This is a genomic window from Paenibacillus sp. BC26, assembly GCF_900116125.1.
Taxonomy (GTDB): domain Bacteria; phylum Bacillota; class Bacilli; order Paenibacillales; family Paenibacillaceae; genus Paenibacillus_Z; species Paenibacillus_Z lignilyticus.
Window position 1 is genome coordinate 1,552,845 of the sequence record NZ_FPAD01000001.1, and the last position, 16,996, is coordinate 1,569,840.

Annotated in this window: 16 protein-coding genes; 14 read left to right on the forward strand and 2 right to left on the reverse strand. The window is 50.5% G+C overall.

Features of this window, described 5'->3' with window-relative positions; all coding sequences use genetic code 11:
- The first annotated feature begins 17 nt into the window (after window positions 1–17).
- The 6 genes from BM412_RS06565 to BM412_RS06590 all read left to right on the forward strand — a co-directional run bounded on the left by BM412_RS06565 (window position 18) and on the right by BM412_RS06590 (window position 3,834).
- Entirely contained in the window at window positions 18–509 is a 492-nt protein-coding gene (locus BM412_RS06565; RefSeq protein ID WP_338044741.1) for a YlbF/YmcA family competence regulator, read from the forward strand.
- A 28-nt stretch (window positions 510–537) separates the two neighbouring features.
- Entirely contained in the window at window positions 538–801 is a 264-nt protein-coding gene (locus BM412_RS06570) for a YlbG family protein (protein WP_090635781.1), read from the forward strand.
- A 181-nt stretch (window positions 802–982) separates the two neighbouring features.
- Entirely contained in the window at window positions 983–1,420 is a 438-nt protein-coding gene (locus BM412_RS06575; protein ID WP_090978221.1) for a hypothetical protein, read from the forward strand.
- Between the two features lie 118 nt (window positions 1,421–1,538).
- Window positions 1,539–2,450 carry a selenium metabolism-associated LysR family transcriptional regulator gene (locus BM412_RS06580; protein ID WP_091215430.1) on the forward strand — a complete coding sequence of 304 codons (912 nt, stop codon included), beginning with the start codon at window positions 1,539–1,541 and terminating at the stop codon, window positions 2,448–2,450.
- On the forward strand, window positions 2,450–3,292 hold the full coding sequence (locus BM412_RS06585; RefSeq protein ID WP_091220243.1) for a PHP domain-containing protein: 843 nt from the start codon (window positions 2,450–2,452) through the stop codon (window positions 3,290–3,292). Before BM412_RS06580 ends, BM412_RS06585 begins: the two co-directional genes overlap by 1 nt.
- A gap of 5 nt (window positions 3,293–3,297) precedes the next feature.
- Window positions 3,298–3,834, forward strand: a complete 537-nt coding sequence (locus tag BM412_RS06590) for a MerR family transcriptional regulator (RefSeq protein WP_091215433.1) — start codon at window positions 3,298–3,300, stop codon at window positions 3,832–3,834.
- A gap of 77 nt (window positions 3,835–3,911) precedes the next feature.
- On the opposite strand, the gene BM412_RS06595 is transcribed toward BM412_RS06590, so the two are convergent.
- Window positions 3,912–5,762 carry an Rqc2 family fibronectin-binding protein gene (locus BM412_RS06595; RefSeq protein ID WP_091215435.1) on the reverse strand — a complete coding sequence of 617 codons (1,851 nt, stop codon included), beginning with the start codon at window positions 5,760–5,762 and terminating at the stop codon, window positions 3,912–3,914.
- Between the two features lie 159 nt (window positions 5,763–5,921).
- Here BM412_RS06595 and BM412_RS06600 point away from each other — a divergent pair, with 159 nt between their 5' ends.
- The 8 genes from BM412_RS06600 (at window position 5,922) to rpoZ (ending at window position 16,047) form a co-directional block, all read left to right on the forward strand.
- Window positions 5,922–8,714 carry a calcium-translocating P-type ATPase, SERCA-type gene (locus BM412_RS06600; protein WP_091215438.1) on the forward strand — a complete coding sequence of 931 codons (2,793 nt, stop codon included), beginning with the start codon at window positions 5,922–5,924 and terminating at the stop codon, window positions 8,712–8,714.
- A 103-nt stretch (window positions 8,715–8,817) separates the two neighbouring features.
- On the forward strand, window positions 8,818–9,837 hold the full coding sequence (locus tag BM412_RS32765; RefSeq protein WP_177245688.1) for a MerR family transcriptional regulator: 1,020 nt from the start codon (window positions 8,818–8,820) through the stop codon (window positions 9,835–9,837).
- Window positions 9,838–9,900: 63 nt separating this feature from the next.
- Complete coding sequence (locus BM412_RS06610; protein WP_091215442.1) at window positions 9,901–10,602, forward strand: class I SAM-dependent methyltransferase; 702 nt, start codon at window positions 9,901–9,903, stop codon at window positions 10,600–10,602.
- Window positions 10,603–11,806: 1,204 nt separating this feature from the next.
- On the forward strand, window positions 11,807–12,637 hold the full coding sequence (gene dapF, locus BM412_RS06615) for a diaminopimelate epimerase (RefSeq protein ID WP_091215445.1): 831 nt from the start codon (window positions 11,807–11,809) through the stop codon (window positions 12,635–12,637).
- Between the two features lie 25 nt (window positions 12,638–12,662).
- Complete coding sequence (locus BM412_RS06620; RefSeq protein ID WP_091215448.1) at window positions 12,663–14,513, forward strand: bifunctional homocysteine S-methyltransferase/methylenetetrahydrofolate reductase; 1,851 nt, start codon at window positions 12,663–12,665, stop codon at window positions 14,511–14,513.
- A gap of 410 nt (window positions 14,514–14,923) precedes the next feature.
- On the forward strand, window positions 14,924–15,184 hold the full coding sequence (gene remA / locus BM412_RS06625; RefSeq protein ID WP_020615370.1) for an extracellular matrix/biofilm regulator RemA: 261 nt from the start codon (window positions 14,924–14,926) through the stop codon (window positions 15,182–15,184).
- A 14-nt stretch (window positions 15,185–15,198) separates the two neighbouring features.
- Window positions 15,199–15,816: a guanylate kinase gene (gene gmk / locus BM412_RS06630; protein ID WP_091215451.1), complete on the forward strand. Its 618-nt coding sequence runs from the start codon at window positions 15,199–15,201 to the stop codon at window positions 15,814–15,816.
- A gap of 21 nt (window positions 15,817–15,837) precedes the next feature.
- Complete coding sequence (gene rpoZ, locus BM412_RS06635) at window positions 15,838–16,047, forward strand: DNA-directed RNA polymerase subunit omega (RefSeq protein ID WP_090978245.1); 210 nt, start codon at window positions 15,838–15,840, stop codon at window positions 16,045–16,047.
- A gap of 197 nt (window positions 16,048–16,244) precedes the next feature.
- Here the strand turns inward: rpoZ and BM412_RS06640 are convergent, their stop codons facing one another.
- A complete protein-coding gene (locus BM412_RS06640) occupies window positions 16,245–16,874 on the reverse strand; it encodes a hypothetical protein (RefSeq protein WP_091215453.1) in 630 nt (209 codons plus the stop codon).
- Window positions 16,875–16,996: the final 122 nt, after the last annotated feature.

Sequence of the window (16,996 nt, forward strand, 5' to 3'; positions counted from 1 at the left end):
ATAAAGGGGCGGATATCATGCAAACCATGCCATTATCAGACCCTATAGAGCTTGAAATGAATGATCATTCCTCGCTTGATATGGGACAGCTGTTATTAAACGCCTATGAAATTGGCGATATGGTAAACCAATCGGTTGAAGTGGCCGAATATGCATATTGGAAGACAGTAGTAGATCAAGATGAGCAAGTCCATCAGCTCGTCAAGCAATTCGATAAAGCGAAAGAGCAGTTCGTCGATTGCGAGCGGTTCGGACGTTTTCATCCGGATTTCAATGCCGCTAAAGATAAAGTGGAAGCGATTCAGCGGCAATTGAATGAGATTGAATGCGTCAGCCGATTTAAGGCCGCTGAGCAGCAGGTCGATGATTTGCTGCACGAAATTGCCAAGCAAATCGCGAGCTCGGTCTCGGAAACGATTAAGGTGCCGAGCAACGATCCGCTTCCGAAGGGTGGCGGCAGCTGTGGCAGCGGCGGTTCTTGCAGCTGCAGCAGCGGGGGCTGCGGATAAGCAAAGAGAGGGAAACGGGGGAGCTTGCATGTTTTCGGAACGCGTCGGATATATTGTATGGGTCAGTGATCTCAAGGCTGCCCGTTCGCTGGAGAAATATGGCACAGTGCATTACATGTCTCGCAAGATGCACTATGTAGTCATGTACATGAACGCAGACCGCGCTGACGAGGTCGTTCGCAACATGGGGCGCCTGCCGTTCGTGAAGCGAATCGAACGTTCATACCGGAATGAAATTAAGACCGAGTATACGCAAGGCGTGCCGGACAAGACACGATTCTATAGTTTGTAGGAAGAAGAAGCCCTGACTGTAATTGCAGTTGGGGCTTTTTCCTATATTTATAACAGCCATATAATTACATTTTTGGTGAGACTTTATTTTAATATTGAAAAATGTGACAGGCATGCTACAATTAAATGGAAAGTACATATAGATCATAAGGCCTACTGCCGGGGAGGAGGGGTGGATCGCGATGAAAGACAAGATGACGGATAGATGGAACACATATGAGTCGTTCCACGTCGTGCTTGGGGACAAGAAAGTGGCAGATATCGTCATCACGAACCATGCCAAGAGCCGATGGTCAGATCGCGTTGAAAGCGCTAAGACCGGCTTTGAAGATATTGCGGACTATATGTGGCAATGCTTGAAACAAGGGAGAATTGAGCCTTATTACCGGAATGAGCAGGATGTGTACCTGATCGATGACGATCTCGTTTTCGTTGCCGAGTTTGCAGTGCTGGAGAAAGAAACCGATTTGACCGGGAACCCGCTGCACAAGATGATTGTAGTCACGTTTCTCGGCCGAATGTCTGAGACTATTGAACTACGTGACTTGAAGTCCTATTACTCTTGGCTCAGACATTCCAGAAGAATGACATTAATTAAAAATAGTAGGAAACGGAAATAATATTTCTCAATTATAGAAAAAGCATGAGTGTTCGCGCTCATGCTTTTTAATTTGAGAGCGAGTTTTCGCCACAGTTTGTTGTATAATGAGTGGTAACAGAAAGGAAGGGATGCCCTTCATGGCGCTCAATTTTCATCAACTCCATATTTTCTATACGGTCGCAGAACGCGGGAGCTTCTCGGCGGCCGCGCAAGCGCTGCATATGACTCAGCCAGCCGTGACGATGCAGGTGCAGTCGCTCGAAGATTATTTCGGCACGAAGCTGCTTCAACGTTCCACGAAGCGAATCGAATTAACGGAAGCAGGGCGTGCCCTGATGCCTTATGCCCAGCGCAGCATCGATTTGATACGCGACACGGACGTCCAAATGTCCAAATTTACGACGCAGCTCAAAGGCAGGCTGCAGCTCGGAGCCAGCTTAACGATTGGCGAATATATTTTGCCGCGCCTGCTGGGGCCGTTCGGACAGGAATACCCGCATATCTCCATAAGCATGAAAGTAATGAATACGGCGCAGATCATGGAAGAAATCGTCAATCACCAGTTGAATTTCGGGTTGATTGAAGCGCCGGTCAATCATCCGGACATGCATATGGAAGCGGTCATGAGCGATGAGCTGCAGCTCATTGTTGGCAAGTCGCACCCTCTTGCAGATGCGGAAATCGTCGATCTGGAGGAAGTGATGAGCTATCCGTTCGTCCTGCGTGAGCAAGGCTCGGGTACTCGTCTTGTGATGGAAGAACAGCTCAGAGTGAAGAACATGGATCTGTCAGAAATGAAGATCGTCATGGAGCTTGGCAGTACGGGAGCCGTAAAGTCCGCCGTGGAGGCTGGACTTGGCATTTCCTTTGTATCGAGCTCTTCCATCAAACATGAAGTTGCCTTAGGTTTAATCAAGACGATCCCGATAAGGGATGTTCGATTTAAACGGCAGTTTTATTCCATCTTCTTGAAATCGGCGCTGCTGCCGATATCTGCGGTGACCTTCCTCAGCTTCTTGAGAGAAAGAGATTTAAATCAATGGCTGTAATGCGTCTTCGTGCAGATTTGCACACGCATACAACGGCTTCCGACGGCATGCAGCGGCCGGCGGATAATGTTGAGATGGCTAAGGCCCGCGGCCTTGGAGCCATTGCGATCACAGACCATGACACTGTGGATGGACTGGCCGAAGCGCTCGAAGCGGGAGAGCGGCTTGGAATTACGGTGGTGCCCGGCGTAGAAATAAGTACTGTCGCAGAAGGACGCGACATACATATACTGGGATATTACATTAACTGGGATACAGCAGTTTGGAAAACGAAATTAGCATCGCTGGGTGATACCCGAGATCAGCGAAACATTATGATTATTGCTAAGTTATGTGAACTCGGTCTCCCCATAACGATGGAAGAAGTCATGGAAGCGGCTCGTGCGCAAGGGAAGGATAGCGGCTCGATCGGTCGTCCTCATATCGCGGCAGTGCTTGTAGCCAAAGCCTATGTCAGCACGATGCAGGAGGCTTTCGACAGGTACCTCGGGGAAGACGGCGCAGCTTATGCCAACCCGCCGAGACTGCATCCTTTTGAAGCATTGGAATGGATTCGCGAAGCAGGCGGAACTAGTGTTATTGCGCATCCCGGAATCTATGGTAACGATGTGCTTGTGGAGTCGATCATTAAGCAAGGGGCAAAGGGAATCGAGGTCTATCATCCGGATCACTCGGCCGAAGATGAAGAGCGATATCTAAAGCTGGCATCACAATATAATCTGATCGTTACCGGAGGATCCGATTTTCACGGCGAACGCCAAGGCGTCGTATTTCACGGCGCAATGGGAAGCAAAACTGCCCCGTTGGACGTACTGAGTCAACTCAATCCTTCACGGAGGTAGATGCCATGATTGACGGGCTTTACACAATCAAAGAAGTCTCCTTGCTGACGGGGCTGTCTACGCAGCTCATCAGGAAGTGGGAGAAGAGATATGAGGCGGTGAGTCCGCTGCGCATGCCTAACGGCTATCGCGGTTATACAGCGCAGGATATTGAAATCATTCGTTGGTTGAAATCCCGGGTCGAAGAAGGCAGACCAATTGGTATGGCGGTTGCGGAGCGGAAGCGGAATATGGTCGACTCCGGCTCAGGCTCGGAGGAGTTAAGAGGATTCTCCGCAGTAAAAGCAGCAGTGGATTCCGGAGGTCCGGTGGATATTCTGATGCACTACTTGGATAAAGTAGATCTGCGCGGCGCAGATCAGGTGTATCGACAAGTGAGAGCTCTTCATTCCATGGAACAGTTGGTTTCACAAGTGATTAGGCCAGCGCTGCTTGAGCTTGGAGAGAAGTTTGAACGCGGCGAGTTGTACGACTGCAAAGCATGTTTCTGCAGTCAATATATCCGCGAAGTTGTCATGACAAGCAGGATTGGCAGGGAATAAGAAAAGGGGTTATCAGAGCCATGCCGGCGTAAATTCGGCAGGTGAGATAACCCCTTTCTTTGCTTATGTCCGGCAGTCTATGCTTTGATGTGGGAAGGCAGGTCTTTCAAGCGCTGTTCATCCGGCGTGATAAACAATGTCTTCTGATGATCGTAGATAACGTACCCCGGCTTCGCACCGCTTGGCTTCTTCACGTGACGAATCAGCGTGTAATCGACAGGCACGGAGCTGGAGGATTTGGCTTGGCTGAAATGAGCGGCGAGCATCGCGGCTTCTTCCAAGGTTTGATCATTGAAAGCCGTGCCGCGAATGACCACATGGGAGCCGGGAATATCTTTGGTGTGCAGCCAGGTGTCATTCGGAGCCGCGGTCTTATTCGTTAAGAAATCATTCTGCGTGTTGTTCTTGCCCACATAGATGGCCACGCCTTCAGATGACGTATAACATAGCAGAGCAGGCTGCTTCGGTTTCTTCTTCTTCGCACCGCGCTTCTCGCGAGCGCGCATATAGCCTTGTTCGGCGAGCTCGTCGCGAATTTCGTCTATATCCGACAACGATGCGCTCTCAAGCTGTTGAAGCAGCGAAACCAAATATTGAATCTCCTCGCGCGTTCGCTGCATCTGCTCGGCAACGATTGTGAGACTGTTTCGATACTTCGTATATTTCTTGAAGTACCGCTGCGCATTCTGAGAAGGCGTAAGCTGAGGATCAAGCGCAATGGTGATCGTCGGCTGCTCTTCGTCGTAATAATTGACCGTTTCCAAGGAACTGTCTCCGCGCTTCAAAGTATGCAGGTTTGTCGTCAGCAGCTCACCGAGAATGCGCAAATGATCGGCGTCGCTCGCTTCTCGAAGCGTTTCTTCCAGCTTCTCCAGTTTCTTCTCATTCTTGTTTCTCTCATTCTGGAGGAAACGAATCAGATCCGAAACACGCTGCTTCACCGTATCGCGCAGCGCTTTATCGCCGTAGAAGGCTTCCAGCAAGGCGCTAACGGATGGATATTCCGTCTTCTCACCGGTTACATGGGAGAGATCGGTGACGGAGAAAGAAGCTTTGCCGTTGCCCGACATCGTGACAAGCTGCGGCTCGTACTTATGCTCCGTGAATTGCTGCATCATATCGCGGAATGCCGGCCAGAGCAGTTGCGCTGTAAGGTTCACCTCTTCGATAGGCTCATAAACACGTTCCATGCTGCTGTTTGACGCACGATAGACCAGCTCTTTGGCAAGCAATGGGCTGATCCCGCTAAACGCCGCGACCAGCAGCTTATCCGCAGTGAGGGAGCTAGGCGGAAGCGGCTTTGGTGCTGTACCGAAGTGGATGCTATCCTCGTCCGGAACCGGCGGGTTAAGCAGCGTATCAGCCGCATTAACCAGCGATTGCGTGAAATGCTCGACATTGTGAACGGACAGCGGGTCATCCTTCCCCTGTTCAGGCGGCGCTACATAGGCAGTGCCGGGCATAATGACGCGGAAGCTGCTGATCGCGGGCGTAACATGATGAATACCGTCATGAATCGTCTCCGAAGCCACATCCACCAAAATAATATTACTGTGGCGCCCCATCAGTTCGATCACGATTCGTTTATAGAACATATCGCCGAGCTCGTCCCGCTGACGGATATCGAAGTGGATGATTCGCTCATTGCCGACTTGACGTACCGCTTCAATGACACCGCCCTCGCAATATTTGCGAAGCAGCATACAGAACATCGGCGCTTCCAGCGGATTGATATACGTCTGTTCAGTCCAGTGGACACGCGGATAGGTTGGGTTGGCCGACAGGAGCAGCTTGCCCTGTGCACCGTTCCCTCGTATTTGTAAGACCAGGTCATGTGAAGTGGGCTGATGTATTTTATAAATGCGCGCACCGATTAAGGTTTGCAGGTCATGCGTGACGGCGCGTGTAACGATTCCATCTAAGGCCATGATGCTCTTTATCCCCTTTGTTTCTGTTTCATTTCACTATCATGCCATATTCGAGACAAAAACTTAAGTCCCAAGCTGGGATATTTTGCAGTTTGTCCGAATACATTTAGGCCATATAGGCTGTCCGTCAGGCGGCAAGTAACAGGAGGAGGGCGGGGCATGGAACAAGGTAAGTGGCACCAGATGGAAACAAGCGAACTCGCTGAGGCGCTTCAAGCTTCTTTGGATACCGGGCTTACACCAAGTGCAGCAGCAGATCGTTTGCGTGAAGTCGGTCGAAATGAGCTGACGGAGGGGAAGAAGGTTCCTCCGATTATGCTGTTCCTCGGTCAGTTCAAAGATTTTATGGTGCTTGTGCTCATGGGGGCGACATTAATATCCGGTTTGCTTGGCGAATACTTGGATGCAATTACGATTGTGGCCATTATTGTCATCAACGCGATATTGGGGTTCGTGCAGGAATTCCGGGCAGAAAAATCGCTCCGCGCACTAAAGGCATTATCCGCGCCGCTGGCGAAGACGCTGCGTGGAGGCGAGTCCGTAGTTGTTCCTGCAAGCGAGTTGGTGCCAGGGGACTTGGTCGAGCTTGAGAGCGGAGATCGAATTCCGGCCGACATTCGCTTCATCGAGGCGAACAGCTGTTATGCGGAGGAATCTGCACTGACAGGCGAGTCCGTCCCGGTCAACAAGCACTGCGTTGTGATTCAGGCAGATGAGCTTCCGCTCGGGGATATGCGCAACATCGGATTTATGGGAACGATGGTTACCCGGGGCACGGCAAAAGGGATTGTCATTCGTACCGGAATGAACACCGAGATGGGCAAAATCGCAAATCTCATCCAGCAGACAGAGACCATGGAAACACCGCTTCAGCATCGTCTGGAACAGCTCGGCAAAATTCTCATCGTCGTCGCTCTGGCGTTGACCGTTATGGTCGTTGTTGCAGGGATATTGCACGGACAACCTGCCTATGAGATGTTCCTCGCGGGAGTCAGCTTGGCCGTTGCCGCGATTCCGGAAGGCTTGCCGGCAATCGTGACCATCGCGCTCGCCCTTGGCGTTCAGCGCATGATTAAACGCCGGGCCATCGTTCGTAAGCTGCCTTCCGTGGAAACCCTCGGCTGCGCTTCGGTTATTTGTTCGGACAAGACAGGAACGCTTACGCAGAACAAAATGACCGTGACGAAGCTATGGATCGGCGGTCAGGGCATGGATGTTACCGGAGAGGGCTATGAACCGACAGGTTCTTGCTTCGAAGGCGGCAAAGCAGTCGATCTCAAGCAGCATCAACCGCTGCGCAGGCTGCTGCAAATCGCGGCTCTGTGCAACAACGCATCTGTTACTCGCATCGATGAGGAGCAGGATGCGAAACGCAAGAAGTCCAAGACGACATTCGTTCAGGATGAATGGGTACTGAAAGGAGATCCGACAGAAGGAGCATTGACTGTCCTTGCATCGAAGCTCGGCGTCACGATGAAGTCGCTCGAAGGATTGTATCAACGGGTAAAAGAATTTCCGTTTGATTCGGAACGGAAACGGATGTCCGTGCTCGTCAGTCACCAAGGCGGCCGCCTTGTATGCACCAAAGGGGCGCCTGATGTGCTGATGGAGCAATGTGCGTATATTCTATGGGACGGCAAAGTCGTTCCTTTCACGGCAACATTGAAGCAGAAGGTTAACAACGCCAGTGAGGACATGGCGCAAGCGGCATTGCGCGTCTTAGGTTTCGCCTACCGGGATTTGCGGTCTCATGATGCAGCCGAAGACGAGGCCGACGTAGAGAATCAGCTGATCTTCGTAGGTCTCTCCGGTATGATTGATCCGCCGCGCCGTGAAGTTCGTGAATCGATTGCGAACTGCCGCCGGGCCGGAATTAAGACTGTCATGATCACAGGCGATCATCAGCTCACTGCAGAAGCGATTGCCGGACAGCTTGGCATCATGCCAAGAGGCGGCATCGCGATCAGCGGGCAGCAATTGAACGGGATGAGCGAAGAGCAATTGGATCGTCTCATCGACAACATTTATGTCTATGCGAGAGTGTCTCCGGAGCATAAGCTTCGTATTGTCAAAGCGCTGCAGCGCAAGGGCCATGTCGTTGCCATGACAGGTGACGGCGTTAATGACGCACCTGCCATTAAAGCCGCTGATATCGGAATAGCGATGGGCATCACCGGCACTGATGTATCCAAAGAAGCATCGTCGCTTGTGCTCAGCGATGATAATTTCAGCAGCATCGTGGCAGCGATCGAGGAAGGCCGCGGCATCTATGAGAATATCCGCAAATTTATCCGCTATTTGCTGGCTTCCAACGTAGGCGAGATTTTGACGATGTTCTTGGCCATGATGGCCGGACTTCCGCTTCCGCTCGTGCCGATCCAGATCCTCTGGGTCAACTTAGTTACAGACGGGTTACCTGCGATGGCGCTCGGTGTCGACCAAGCCGAGAAGGATCTTATGCAGCAGAAGCCGCGTTCGGCGAAAGAGAATATTTTTGCAAGGCGATTGGGCTGGAAAATCATCAGCCGAGGCATTCTGATCGGGGTTTGTACGCTGGCAGCCTTCTGGATCACGCTCCGAACAGCGCCTAACAGTCCGACTAATCTCATCCATGCGCAAACGGTAGCTTTTGCCACGCTCGTTATGGCGCAGCTGATTCATGTCTTTGACTGCCGCAGCTCTCGTTCGATCTTCCACCGTAATATTTTGCAAAATAAATACTTGCTGTTCGCGGTGCTGTCGTCCGTTCTGCTGATGCTCGGCGTGCTCTACATCGAAGCTCTGCAGCCGATCTTCAAGACCGTTCCGCTCGGTTTCCGCGATTGGTGCCTCGTCCTTGTGGCAGCGGGCATTCCGACCTTCATGATGGGAATCGGCAGCGTACTCGGCACAACCGAGAAGAAGAAAAAATCAAATTGGCCGCTTAGCGGGCCAAAATCAGTAACCAGATAAGTGATGAGATGGAAACCGGCAGCTTTGCGCTCCCGGTTTCTTTATTGTGTACGGTTAACCTTCACCTAAGGTTATGGTTTATACTGGGTGTAGGAGGCGGAGCATGAAAATCAAGGACTTGGCGAAAAGGTTGAACGTCACACCACGAGCCATTCGATTATATGAATCGAAAGGGCTTCTGAAACCGGAACGCGGACAAGAGAACGGATACCGCTATTACTCGGAAAGCGAAGCCTGGCGATTGCAAACGATATCTTCCTTGCGCGAGCTGGGGCTAAGTATCGAACAGATAAAAGCATTAATGACAAAGCTGGATCAAGGGGATTCGGCTACCGTGCATCACTATCTCGAATTACAGCGAATGGCGCTTACCGCCAAGTGGGTGGAGTGGAAATATGCGATTGGCATGCTGGACGAGCTAATCGCAAGGTGCGAGAAGAAGCAGCAGCTGGATGTGGAAGATCTATATCAATTGACAGGGGAGCTGAAGGGGATTCAGCACAGTCAATCTACATGGATGGACACATGGGACTTCGATCGGCTGGCAGCTGTCTTCGATCGCTCTGAGGCGATGCTCTCGACGGGATCCGCTTTATCCCAAGCCGAATATGAGACGGCGCTTGATTTCATTGTACAGTGGGTGTCGCCTAAGTCAGGCGAGCAGGGGCTTGATATCGGAACAGGCACAGGCAATCTGGCGGGCAGGCTGTTAGCTCTTGGAGCAGCGATGTCGGCCTTGGATCAGTCCAAAGAAATGCTGGCTAAATGCAGGGAGAGGTTTCCGGCGATGACTGCTAAGCTGGGGAATGCACTGGCCCTTCCTTTTATGGACAAACAGTTCACGCTTGTGGTGTCGGCCTTCGCGCTGCATCATCTGAATGGACAGCAGCAGCTGCTTGCGCTTGATCAAATGGATCGGGTGCTGGCGCCGGGCGGCAGAATTTGTATTGCGGGTCTCATGTATGAGGGAGAATGGAGTTCAAGATCAATGCCGCCGGACACTACGAAACATCCAACGAATCGGCAGGAGCTGCTTGAATGGTTTAGAAACCGTGACTTTATCACCGTATCCCAAGCAGTGAATCCGTGGATACACGTCGTCTATGCGGTACGAAAACATTGAGTTGACCTTCACCCCGCGTCAGCCCTTAAGCTTGCGTCGAAAGCTAATTTAGGAGGGAAACGCATGCCTGACCATGACCATATTTATCAAAGCGAAGCGGAACGTTATGACCAGCTTATTTCGTTTGAGGATGTCCATCGCAATCTGCTGCAAACTATCCATCGAATCGTGCCCCATCTATCCGAGGCGGCGGTACTCGATATCGGTGCCGGGACAGGCCGATTAACGACGATGCTTGCGCCGATTGTCGCATCCGTTACCGCAACCGATGCCTCCGGCGCAATGCTCGAAGTGGCGTCAAGTAAGCTCTCAGCCCTTGGTTTAACGAATTGGCAGACCGCGGTTGCTCAGCATGATCAGTTACCTTTACAGGATGATAGTGTCGACCTGGTAACGGCAGGCTGGACCATCTGTTATGCCGCTAGCAGCAATGTGGAGGGCTGGAGCGGGAATCTATCCGTGATTCTGGATGAAATCCGCAGAGTATTGAAACCCGGAGGAACCTGTATCATCTTCGAAAACTTCGGAACCGGCTCTTCGGTCCCGAATCCGCCGGACTTCTTGACAGCCTACTATGCGGCTCTCGTAAACGAATATGGCTTCGAGCACGAAGCCATACGAACCGATTTTAGATTCAACTCCGTAGCCGATGCCGTCTCTATCACCAACTTCTTCTTCGGCGAATGGCTTAGTGAACAGGTACAAGCCAACAACAGCCCAACGGTCGAAGAATGGACCGGCGTGTGGTGGAAGAGGTTCGATTAGGTGAGAGCGAAGAGCGTATCGGATTAGTTGTGGGTGGCGTTGCAGTGAGGTTAGTGGTGCGGTGGTGCAATAGAGTTCGTATTGGTTTAGGGTCGTATTGGTTTGGGCTAATGATGTGAACTACTTTGCGTCGGTATACTTAGTGTTGAACAAGGAAGTCGCAAACCAGCGACTTCAAGATTATCCGAGAAAGTCTCGACAGCCATTTTTTGTCCATGCCTCATGATCGATCAAAACTTTAACGGTTGCCAGCGTGGCTAATATATCAAATTAAGCCTTTTTGAAAATCTAACGGTTGTGACAGGCGTTATTTGCGATACATCAGGCGATTCCCAGTGGAAAACGTTTAAATAAGCTCTCTGGCAACCGTTAGCTGATAAAAAGAGTGAATTGCTGGTAAATAAGCACTGTCACAACCGTTAGAATTGGTATGTGGCATAGTATGTGATCATCGCGGAAGTACACTACATAATAAGGTTTGCTCTTGTGCCGTGCCCGAAGCTAATTAACCGGCATCATAACAAACGTAGGTTTTTAATAATCCAGGAGTCGCTATTCTAGCGACTCCTTCTTCATTTGTGCCGCAGGCAGCCCGCTAGACCAAGATTGCCAGGCTGCGCAGAGCGCCAGGCAAGCCACCCCAACCAACTTCTCCGCCAGGAAACAGGCGGCCCATAGGATTGCCGCCAGGCCACGTAGAGGCCAAGTCGGCAATCCAACCAAAAGCCACCAGAATAACCGACGGCCTTAGATTGCCTGGTCGGCGCAGACGGCCGCTGGCGATCCAATTCTGTGCTCTACGCCGTTCCGAGCGCCAAAAGTAAGGCGTGTCCCGAATAGGACGAAAGCGACCCGAGCACATATGGGATCTGATGCGTCTCTAAGGCGGATTACGTTACGATGGTCCCGTAGGGACACCAGGTGGATAGTAAGCGCCGGAAGTAAAGGCGTGTCCCGAATGGGACGAAAGCGAGGATAGCACGTATGTCCCCGGGAGCGCTTCTCTGCTGCACAGACGTTATTAATTTCCGGGTGTCCAGAGGGCGGGAGTCCTCGGGGTCCCCCTTTCCAAGGGGGATTTAGGGGGATGTTAGTACAACAAAGTGATGCAATAATGCAAAGATTAAGGTACACTAAATAAATTATAATGGAGTAAATTATTGATTTTATTTGATTTCGATCGGACAAAAGGGAGTGCGAGTAGATGAATTTCACGAAGATGCATGGACTGGGCAATGACTTTATTGTTGTCGAAGGAGAAACGAAATTACCGGATAACGCAGCCGAGCTCGCATTACAGCTTTGCAATCGCTTTTTCGGCATTGGTGCCGACGGACTTGTTTATATTTTACCATCAGAGCAAGCTGATTTTCGGATGCGCATCATGAACTCCGACGGCTCCGAAGCAGAGCAATGCGGCAATGCCATTCGCTGCGTAGCGAAATATGTGTATGATAACGGTTTAACAGATAAAGAAACGTTGACCATTGAAACGCTTGGTGCAGGTGTTCAAGAGGTGCAGCTGACAGTCGAGAACGGCAAAGCCGTGCTGGTGCGGGTTAACATGGGACAACCGATCCTTGAAGGCTTGAAAGTACCGACTACTATTGATGCCAACCCGGTCATTAATCAATCGATCGAAGTAGATGGACGCGAGTTCAAATTCACTGCGGTATCGATGGGCAACCCGCATTGCGTCATTTATGTGGACGATGCCGTGAATTTTGACCTGGCAGCATGGGGGCCGAAGCTTGAAGTTCATCCGATGTTCCCGCGCAAAATCAATGTCGAGTTCGTAACGGTTCGCTCCAAAGACTTCACCGATATGCGGGTATGGGAACGCGGCGCGGGACCTACTCTCGCATGTGGAACCGGAGCTTGCGCGACAGTGGTCGCATCCGTGTTGAACGGATACACAGATCGTACGGCAACGGTATCGCTTAAAGGCGGAGACCTGTTGATCGAGTGGAACGAAGAAAACAATCATGTCTACATGACTGGCCCGGCAGCAGAAGTTTTCCGCGGTACAGTTTAAGGATTTGAATGAAGGAGTTTTGAAAATGAAACCGGATTTACGGGAAGCGCTACAAGCGCGCATCTTGACCGGGGACGGCGCGATGGGAACCTATCTCTACGGGATGGGGTTCCCTGTCGGCGTTTCATACGAAGAATTTAATGTCTTGCGTCCAGAGGTCATCGCAGATGTGCACCGTCGTTATTATGAAGCGGGAGCTCGTGTCATCGAGACGAATACGTTCTCGGCGAATCTGGCAAGCCTCTCGCATTATGGACTGGATCATGAAGTCGAGGCGATCAATCGCGCGGGTGTTCAGATTGCCAGAGACGCAGTGGGCAACGATGCCTATGTAGTCGGAGCTGTCGGTTCTATCCGTGCAGGTAAACGCAAGAACATCGCGACAACGCAGCTGGAACAGCTGTTTCATCAGCAAATGGATGCGCTTCTGAATGCCGGCGTTGATGGCATTTTGCTTGAGACGTTCTACGATCTCGAGGAAGCATTGCTGGCGCTGCGAATCGCTCGCAAACTCTCGGACGTTCCGGTCATCACCCAATTTGCGGTGGAGAAAGAAGCGGTTACCCAAGACGGTCATCCGCTGGCCATCGCGTTCAACAACTTGAAGCAAGAAGGCGCAGACGTGGTAGGCTTCAATTGCAGAAGCGGCCCGAACGGCATTATGCGCGCAATCGATTCGATCGTCGGCGACATCGTCTTGCCGCTCTCCGTTTTTCCGAATGCGGGTATTCCGGATTATGTGGATGGCAAGTACATGTTCTCGGCGACGCCGGAATATTTTGCGCAATCGGCCCGTAAATTCGCGGACCGAGGTGCTCGGATTATCGGCGGCTGCTGTGGTACAACGCCGGAGCATATCGCGGCCATTGCCAAGTCGCTGGAAGGATACACTCCGCAAACGGTGCAGCCGGAGGCCCAGCAACTGCCGGTACAGCGGGAACGTATCACCTTGCAATCGGAGCAGTCTGTTTCGGAACCAACGATTGTGGATTTGGTGAAAGAACGCCATACCGTAATCGTAGAGCTTGATCCGCCGAGGGATCTCAACATTCAGAAGTTTATGGATGGCGCGAGAGCGCTCAAGGAAATCAAAGCGGATGCCGTGACGATGGCAGACAACTCGCTGGCAGTTACACGGATGAGCAACATTGCATTGGCATCGCTCGTTCAGCATCAAGTCGGCATTCGTCCGCTTGTGCATATCGCTTGCCGCGATCGCAACTTGATCGGAACGCAGTCCCATATGATGGGGCTTGATGCTCTTGGCATCGATCATGTCCTGGCCGTGACCGGCGACCCGGCTCGTTTCGGTGATTTGCCCGATTCCAGCTCCGTGTACGATCTCACTTCCTTCGAAATGATCCGTATGATAAAGCAGCTGAATGAAGGTATCGCATTCTCGGGCAAAGCGCTCAAGCAGAAAGCAAACTTCATCACAGGCGCAGCCTTCAATCCGAACGTCAAATATTTGGACAAGGCGATTGCCCGTCTGGAGAAGAAAATCGATTCCGGTGCAGATTACATCATGACGCAGCCGGTTTATGATAACGAGCTGATCGTCCGCATCGCGGAAGCAACGAAGCATTTGTCGGTCCCTATCTTCATCGGCATCATGCCGCTGGCAAGCGGACGTAACGCGGAATATTTGCATAATGAGGTACCCGGTATTCAGCTATCCGATGATGTTCGCAGACGGATGGCGGGATTGGAAGGCGAGGAAGGACGAGCGGAAGGTGTTCGAATCGCGGAGGAATTACTGGATACCGCATTGGAATACTTCAAGGGCATTTATCTGATCACGCCGTTTATGTTCTATGAGATGACGGTGCAGCTGACAGATTATGTCTGGAGAAAAACGAGCGGAAAAACGGGTTAAGCCCGTTTTTTCTCCATATTTCAGACCGGATCCCTACGGATCAGAAACGGCGCTGAATGGACTCCAAGAAGAAACTTGCTGCGTCGTTTGGGACGGCGCCAGCCGTTTCTTCTTGTGTTTATGCAATAACACTTGTTCGTATTGTAAAAATGAATTAGAATAGTCCTTGGATGCACTTGCCATGCCGCTTCGGATGCGATAGAATAGGGGACCTGACTATCGCTTCAACACTTGTAAGCAATCGGCTGGCCGAACGTATGCTCCGGACATTTTTCGTCAAGAATAATGCAATATTCTGTCATCACACTTTTAGGTTCCGGCAGAAGATTCGACTCCATCATTCTTGCGCTTATCTATACATCGTGTTTAATTGCATGATCATGCACGGGAGATACCGGAGGGGAACAGAAATGGCCATTAAGCTCATTAATATCGGTTTCGGAAATATCGTTTCCGCCAATCGAATCATCTCGATTGTAAGCCCGGAATCGGCGCCGATTAAACGGATTATCCAAGAAGCTCGCGACCGTCATATGCTTATTGATGCTACATATGGACGCCGCACACGCGCTGTTATTATTACGGACAGCGATCACGTTATTCTTTCGGCCGTACAACCGGAGACGGTTGCTCATCGGTTGTCGACTAAGGATGACGATCACGACGAATAGTGACGGGGAGTATTATGAACAGAGGATTGTTAATTGTATTATCCGGCCCATCGGGCGTCGGCAAGGGAACGGTTTGTTCCGAACTTCGGCATAAGCAGAGTGACCTTATTTATTCCGTTTCGGCAACCACGCGCTCACCCCGTCAAGGTGAGATCGACGGCATTAATTATTTTTTTAAATCGAGAGAACAGTTCCAAGATATGATCGCGAAGGATGCGCTTCTGGAGTATGCGGAATATGTCGGTAATTACTACGGCACGCCGCGTGATTTTGTTGAGCGTACGCTAGCTTCGGGCAAAGATATCATTCTTGAAATTGAAGTGCAAGGCGCGTTAAAAGTAAAAGAGAAGTTTCCGCAAGGTGTCTTTATTTTCTTGGTGCCGCCTTCTCTTGATGTGCTTAAACAGCGCATTACCGGACGCGGAACAGAGAATGCCGATATTATTGACCATCGCATGACCGTGGCGGTGGAAGAAATGAATCTTATTCATTATTACGATTATGCAGTCGTGAATGATCAGATTGACGCTGCGTGTCATCGCATACAGAGCATCATCGTAGCAGAGCATTGCCGGCGTGACCGATTTATCGCAGAGCTTGAGGAAGTGAAGGAAGCTTCCGAGAAAGCCTAGCATGAGTGAGGTGAAGGAACGTTGTTATATCCATCTATTGATGAAATGATGAAGAAGGTCGACAGCAAGTATTCCTTGGTTGTCGCGGCATCGCGTCGTGCAAGAATGCTTCGTGACGGAAGCAAAACAGAAATTCGTTCCCCAAGATCCCATAAGTACGTGGGTATTGCCCTCGAAGAAATCTACCAAGATATTCTCGTGGTAGAGAGCACGCTGAACAAGAAAGACTAAGAAATTCATGAAGCACAACGATAACAACCCTTGCGGGAGTTAAAGCCAGTTGTCTTCAGTTTGCAGCAAGAGTTTCGTATCAATATAACATCATCACATCAATAAAGGCCACGCCTCTTCATTAGGGACGTGGCCTTTATGATTATTTTACCACTAGTTGCGCCATGATAGTGCATAGCATACGGCCGGGGTTAAAATCAGGAATGCTGTTCTCGGTACTCAGCACTTGCTTTATGGAAACGGTGAAAGGGAGCCGACAAGACCTGTATGTTGCATATTGTTGCGGCTCGTTTCTGAGGATCATGTTTATAGTAAGCTATACGGTCCATGTTCTTATCGATTTTTTCTCTTAGTGTAATGATATACCCTACTGATATTTGCGATTGCTCTAGCTCCTGCAAATCAGCAGCTAATGCTTGACCGAGCATTCGAAAGTTAGGAGCAGCTAGTTTATTTCGGATCAATAACTTATCGGGCGTGAAGTCTTCCCTGTAATCCTGTCCAGGAATTTGTTTCCAAAAATCATTCCAATTCTGTAAGAGATCGATCTCAAACAGTACATATTTTAGAAATCCGCACAACCAAGCCGTACAGCTTGTGTTGCGGAGTTGACATCCGATTCCATCAGCGAGATGCCGGCAGCTACCGCAGCAGGAGCCACCGGCATCAATACACACTCGACAAATTTGCTCAGTGCCAATTTTATGCAGAAAGTGAAGGCCCATATCAAGTACCATTTGTTTACTGATCTGCTCGCGCTTAGGCTTCTTCTCACTCTCAGGATCCAGTCGTAAATTAAGGTTGTCGTTTATCGTGAAGTTAGGCATTCAATTCCACCTCCTGAATCTCGTGAATTTGAATATTCAAATATTTGAATATATTAGACATTATACGTCATATCGATGCGGATAACAATTGAATCGAAAGTACTTCGATTCATCAGTAGACA

Excerpts from the sequence above, each read along its gene's own strand:
- BM412_RS32765 (WP_177245688.1), top strand. The coding sequence starts at position 8,818 with ATGAAAATCAAGGACTTGGCGAAAAGGTTGAACGTCACACCACGAGCC.
- gmk (WP_091215451.1), top strand. The coding sequence starts at position 15,199 with ATGAACAGAGGATTGTTAATTGTATTATCCGGCCCATCGGGCGTCGGC.
- BM412_RS06610 (WP_091215442.1), top strand. The coding sequence starts at position 9,901 with ATGCCTGACCATGACCATATTTATCAAAGCGAAGCGGAACGTTATGAC.
- BM412_RS06620 (WP_091215448.1), top strand. The coding sequence starts at position 12,663 with ATGAAACCGGATTTACGGGAAGCGCTACAAGCGCGCATCTTGACCGGG.
- BM412_RS06565 (WP_338044741.1), top strand. The coding sequence starts at position 18 with ATGCAAACCATGCCATTATCAGACCCTATAGAGCTTGAAATGAATGAT.
- remA (WP_020615370.1), top strand. The coding sequence starts at position 14,924 with ATGGCCATTAAGCTCATTAATATCGGTTTCGGAAATATCGTTTCCGCC.
- BM412_RS06640 (WP_091215453.1), bottom strand. The coding sequence starts at position 16,874 with ATGCCTAACTTCACGATAAACGACAACCTTAATTTACGACTGGATCCT.
- dapF (WP_091215445.1), top strand. The coding sequence starts at position 11,807 with ATGAATTTCACGAAGATGCATGGACTGGGCAATGACTTTATTGTTGTC.
- BM412_RS06595 (WP_091215435.1), bottom strand. The coding sequence starts at position 5,762 with ATGGCCTTAGATGGAATCGTTACACGCGCCGTCACGCATGACCTGCAA.
- BM412_RS06580 (WP_091215430.1), top strand. The coding sequence starts at position 1,539 with ATGGCGCTCAATTTTCATCAACTCCATATTTTCTATACGGTCGCAGAA.
- BM412_RS06585 (WP_091220243.1), top strand. The coding sequence starts at position 2,450 with ATGCGTCTTCGTGCAGATTTGCACACGCATACAACGGCTTCCGACGGC.
- BM412_RS06590 (WP_091215433.1), top strand. The coding sequence starts at position 3,298 with ATGATTGACGGGCTTTACACAATCAAAGAAGTCTCCTTGCTGACGGGG.
- BM412_RS06600 (WP_091215438.1), top strand. The coding sequence starts at position 5,922 with ATGGAACAAGGTAAGTGGCACCAGATGGAAACAAGCGAACTCGCTGAG.
- BM412_RS06570 (WP_090635781.1), top strand. The coding sequence starts at position 538 with ATGTTTTCGGAACGCGTCGGATATATTGTATGGGTCAGTGATCTCAAG.
- BM412_RS06575 (WP_090978221.1), top strand. The coding sequence starts at position 983 with ATGAAAGACAAGATGACGGATAGATGGAACACATATGAGTCGTTCCAC.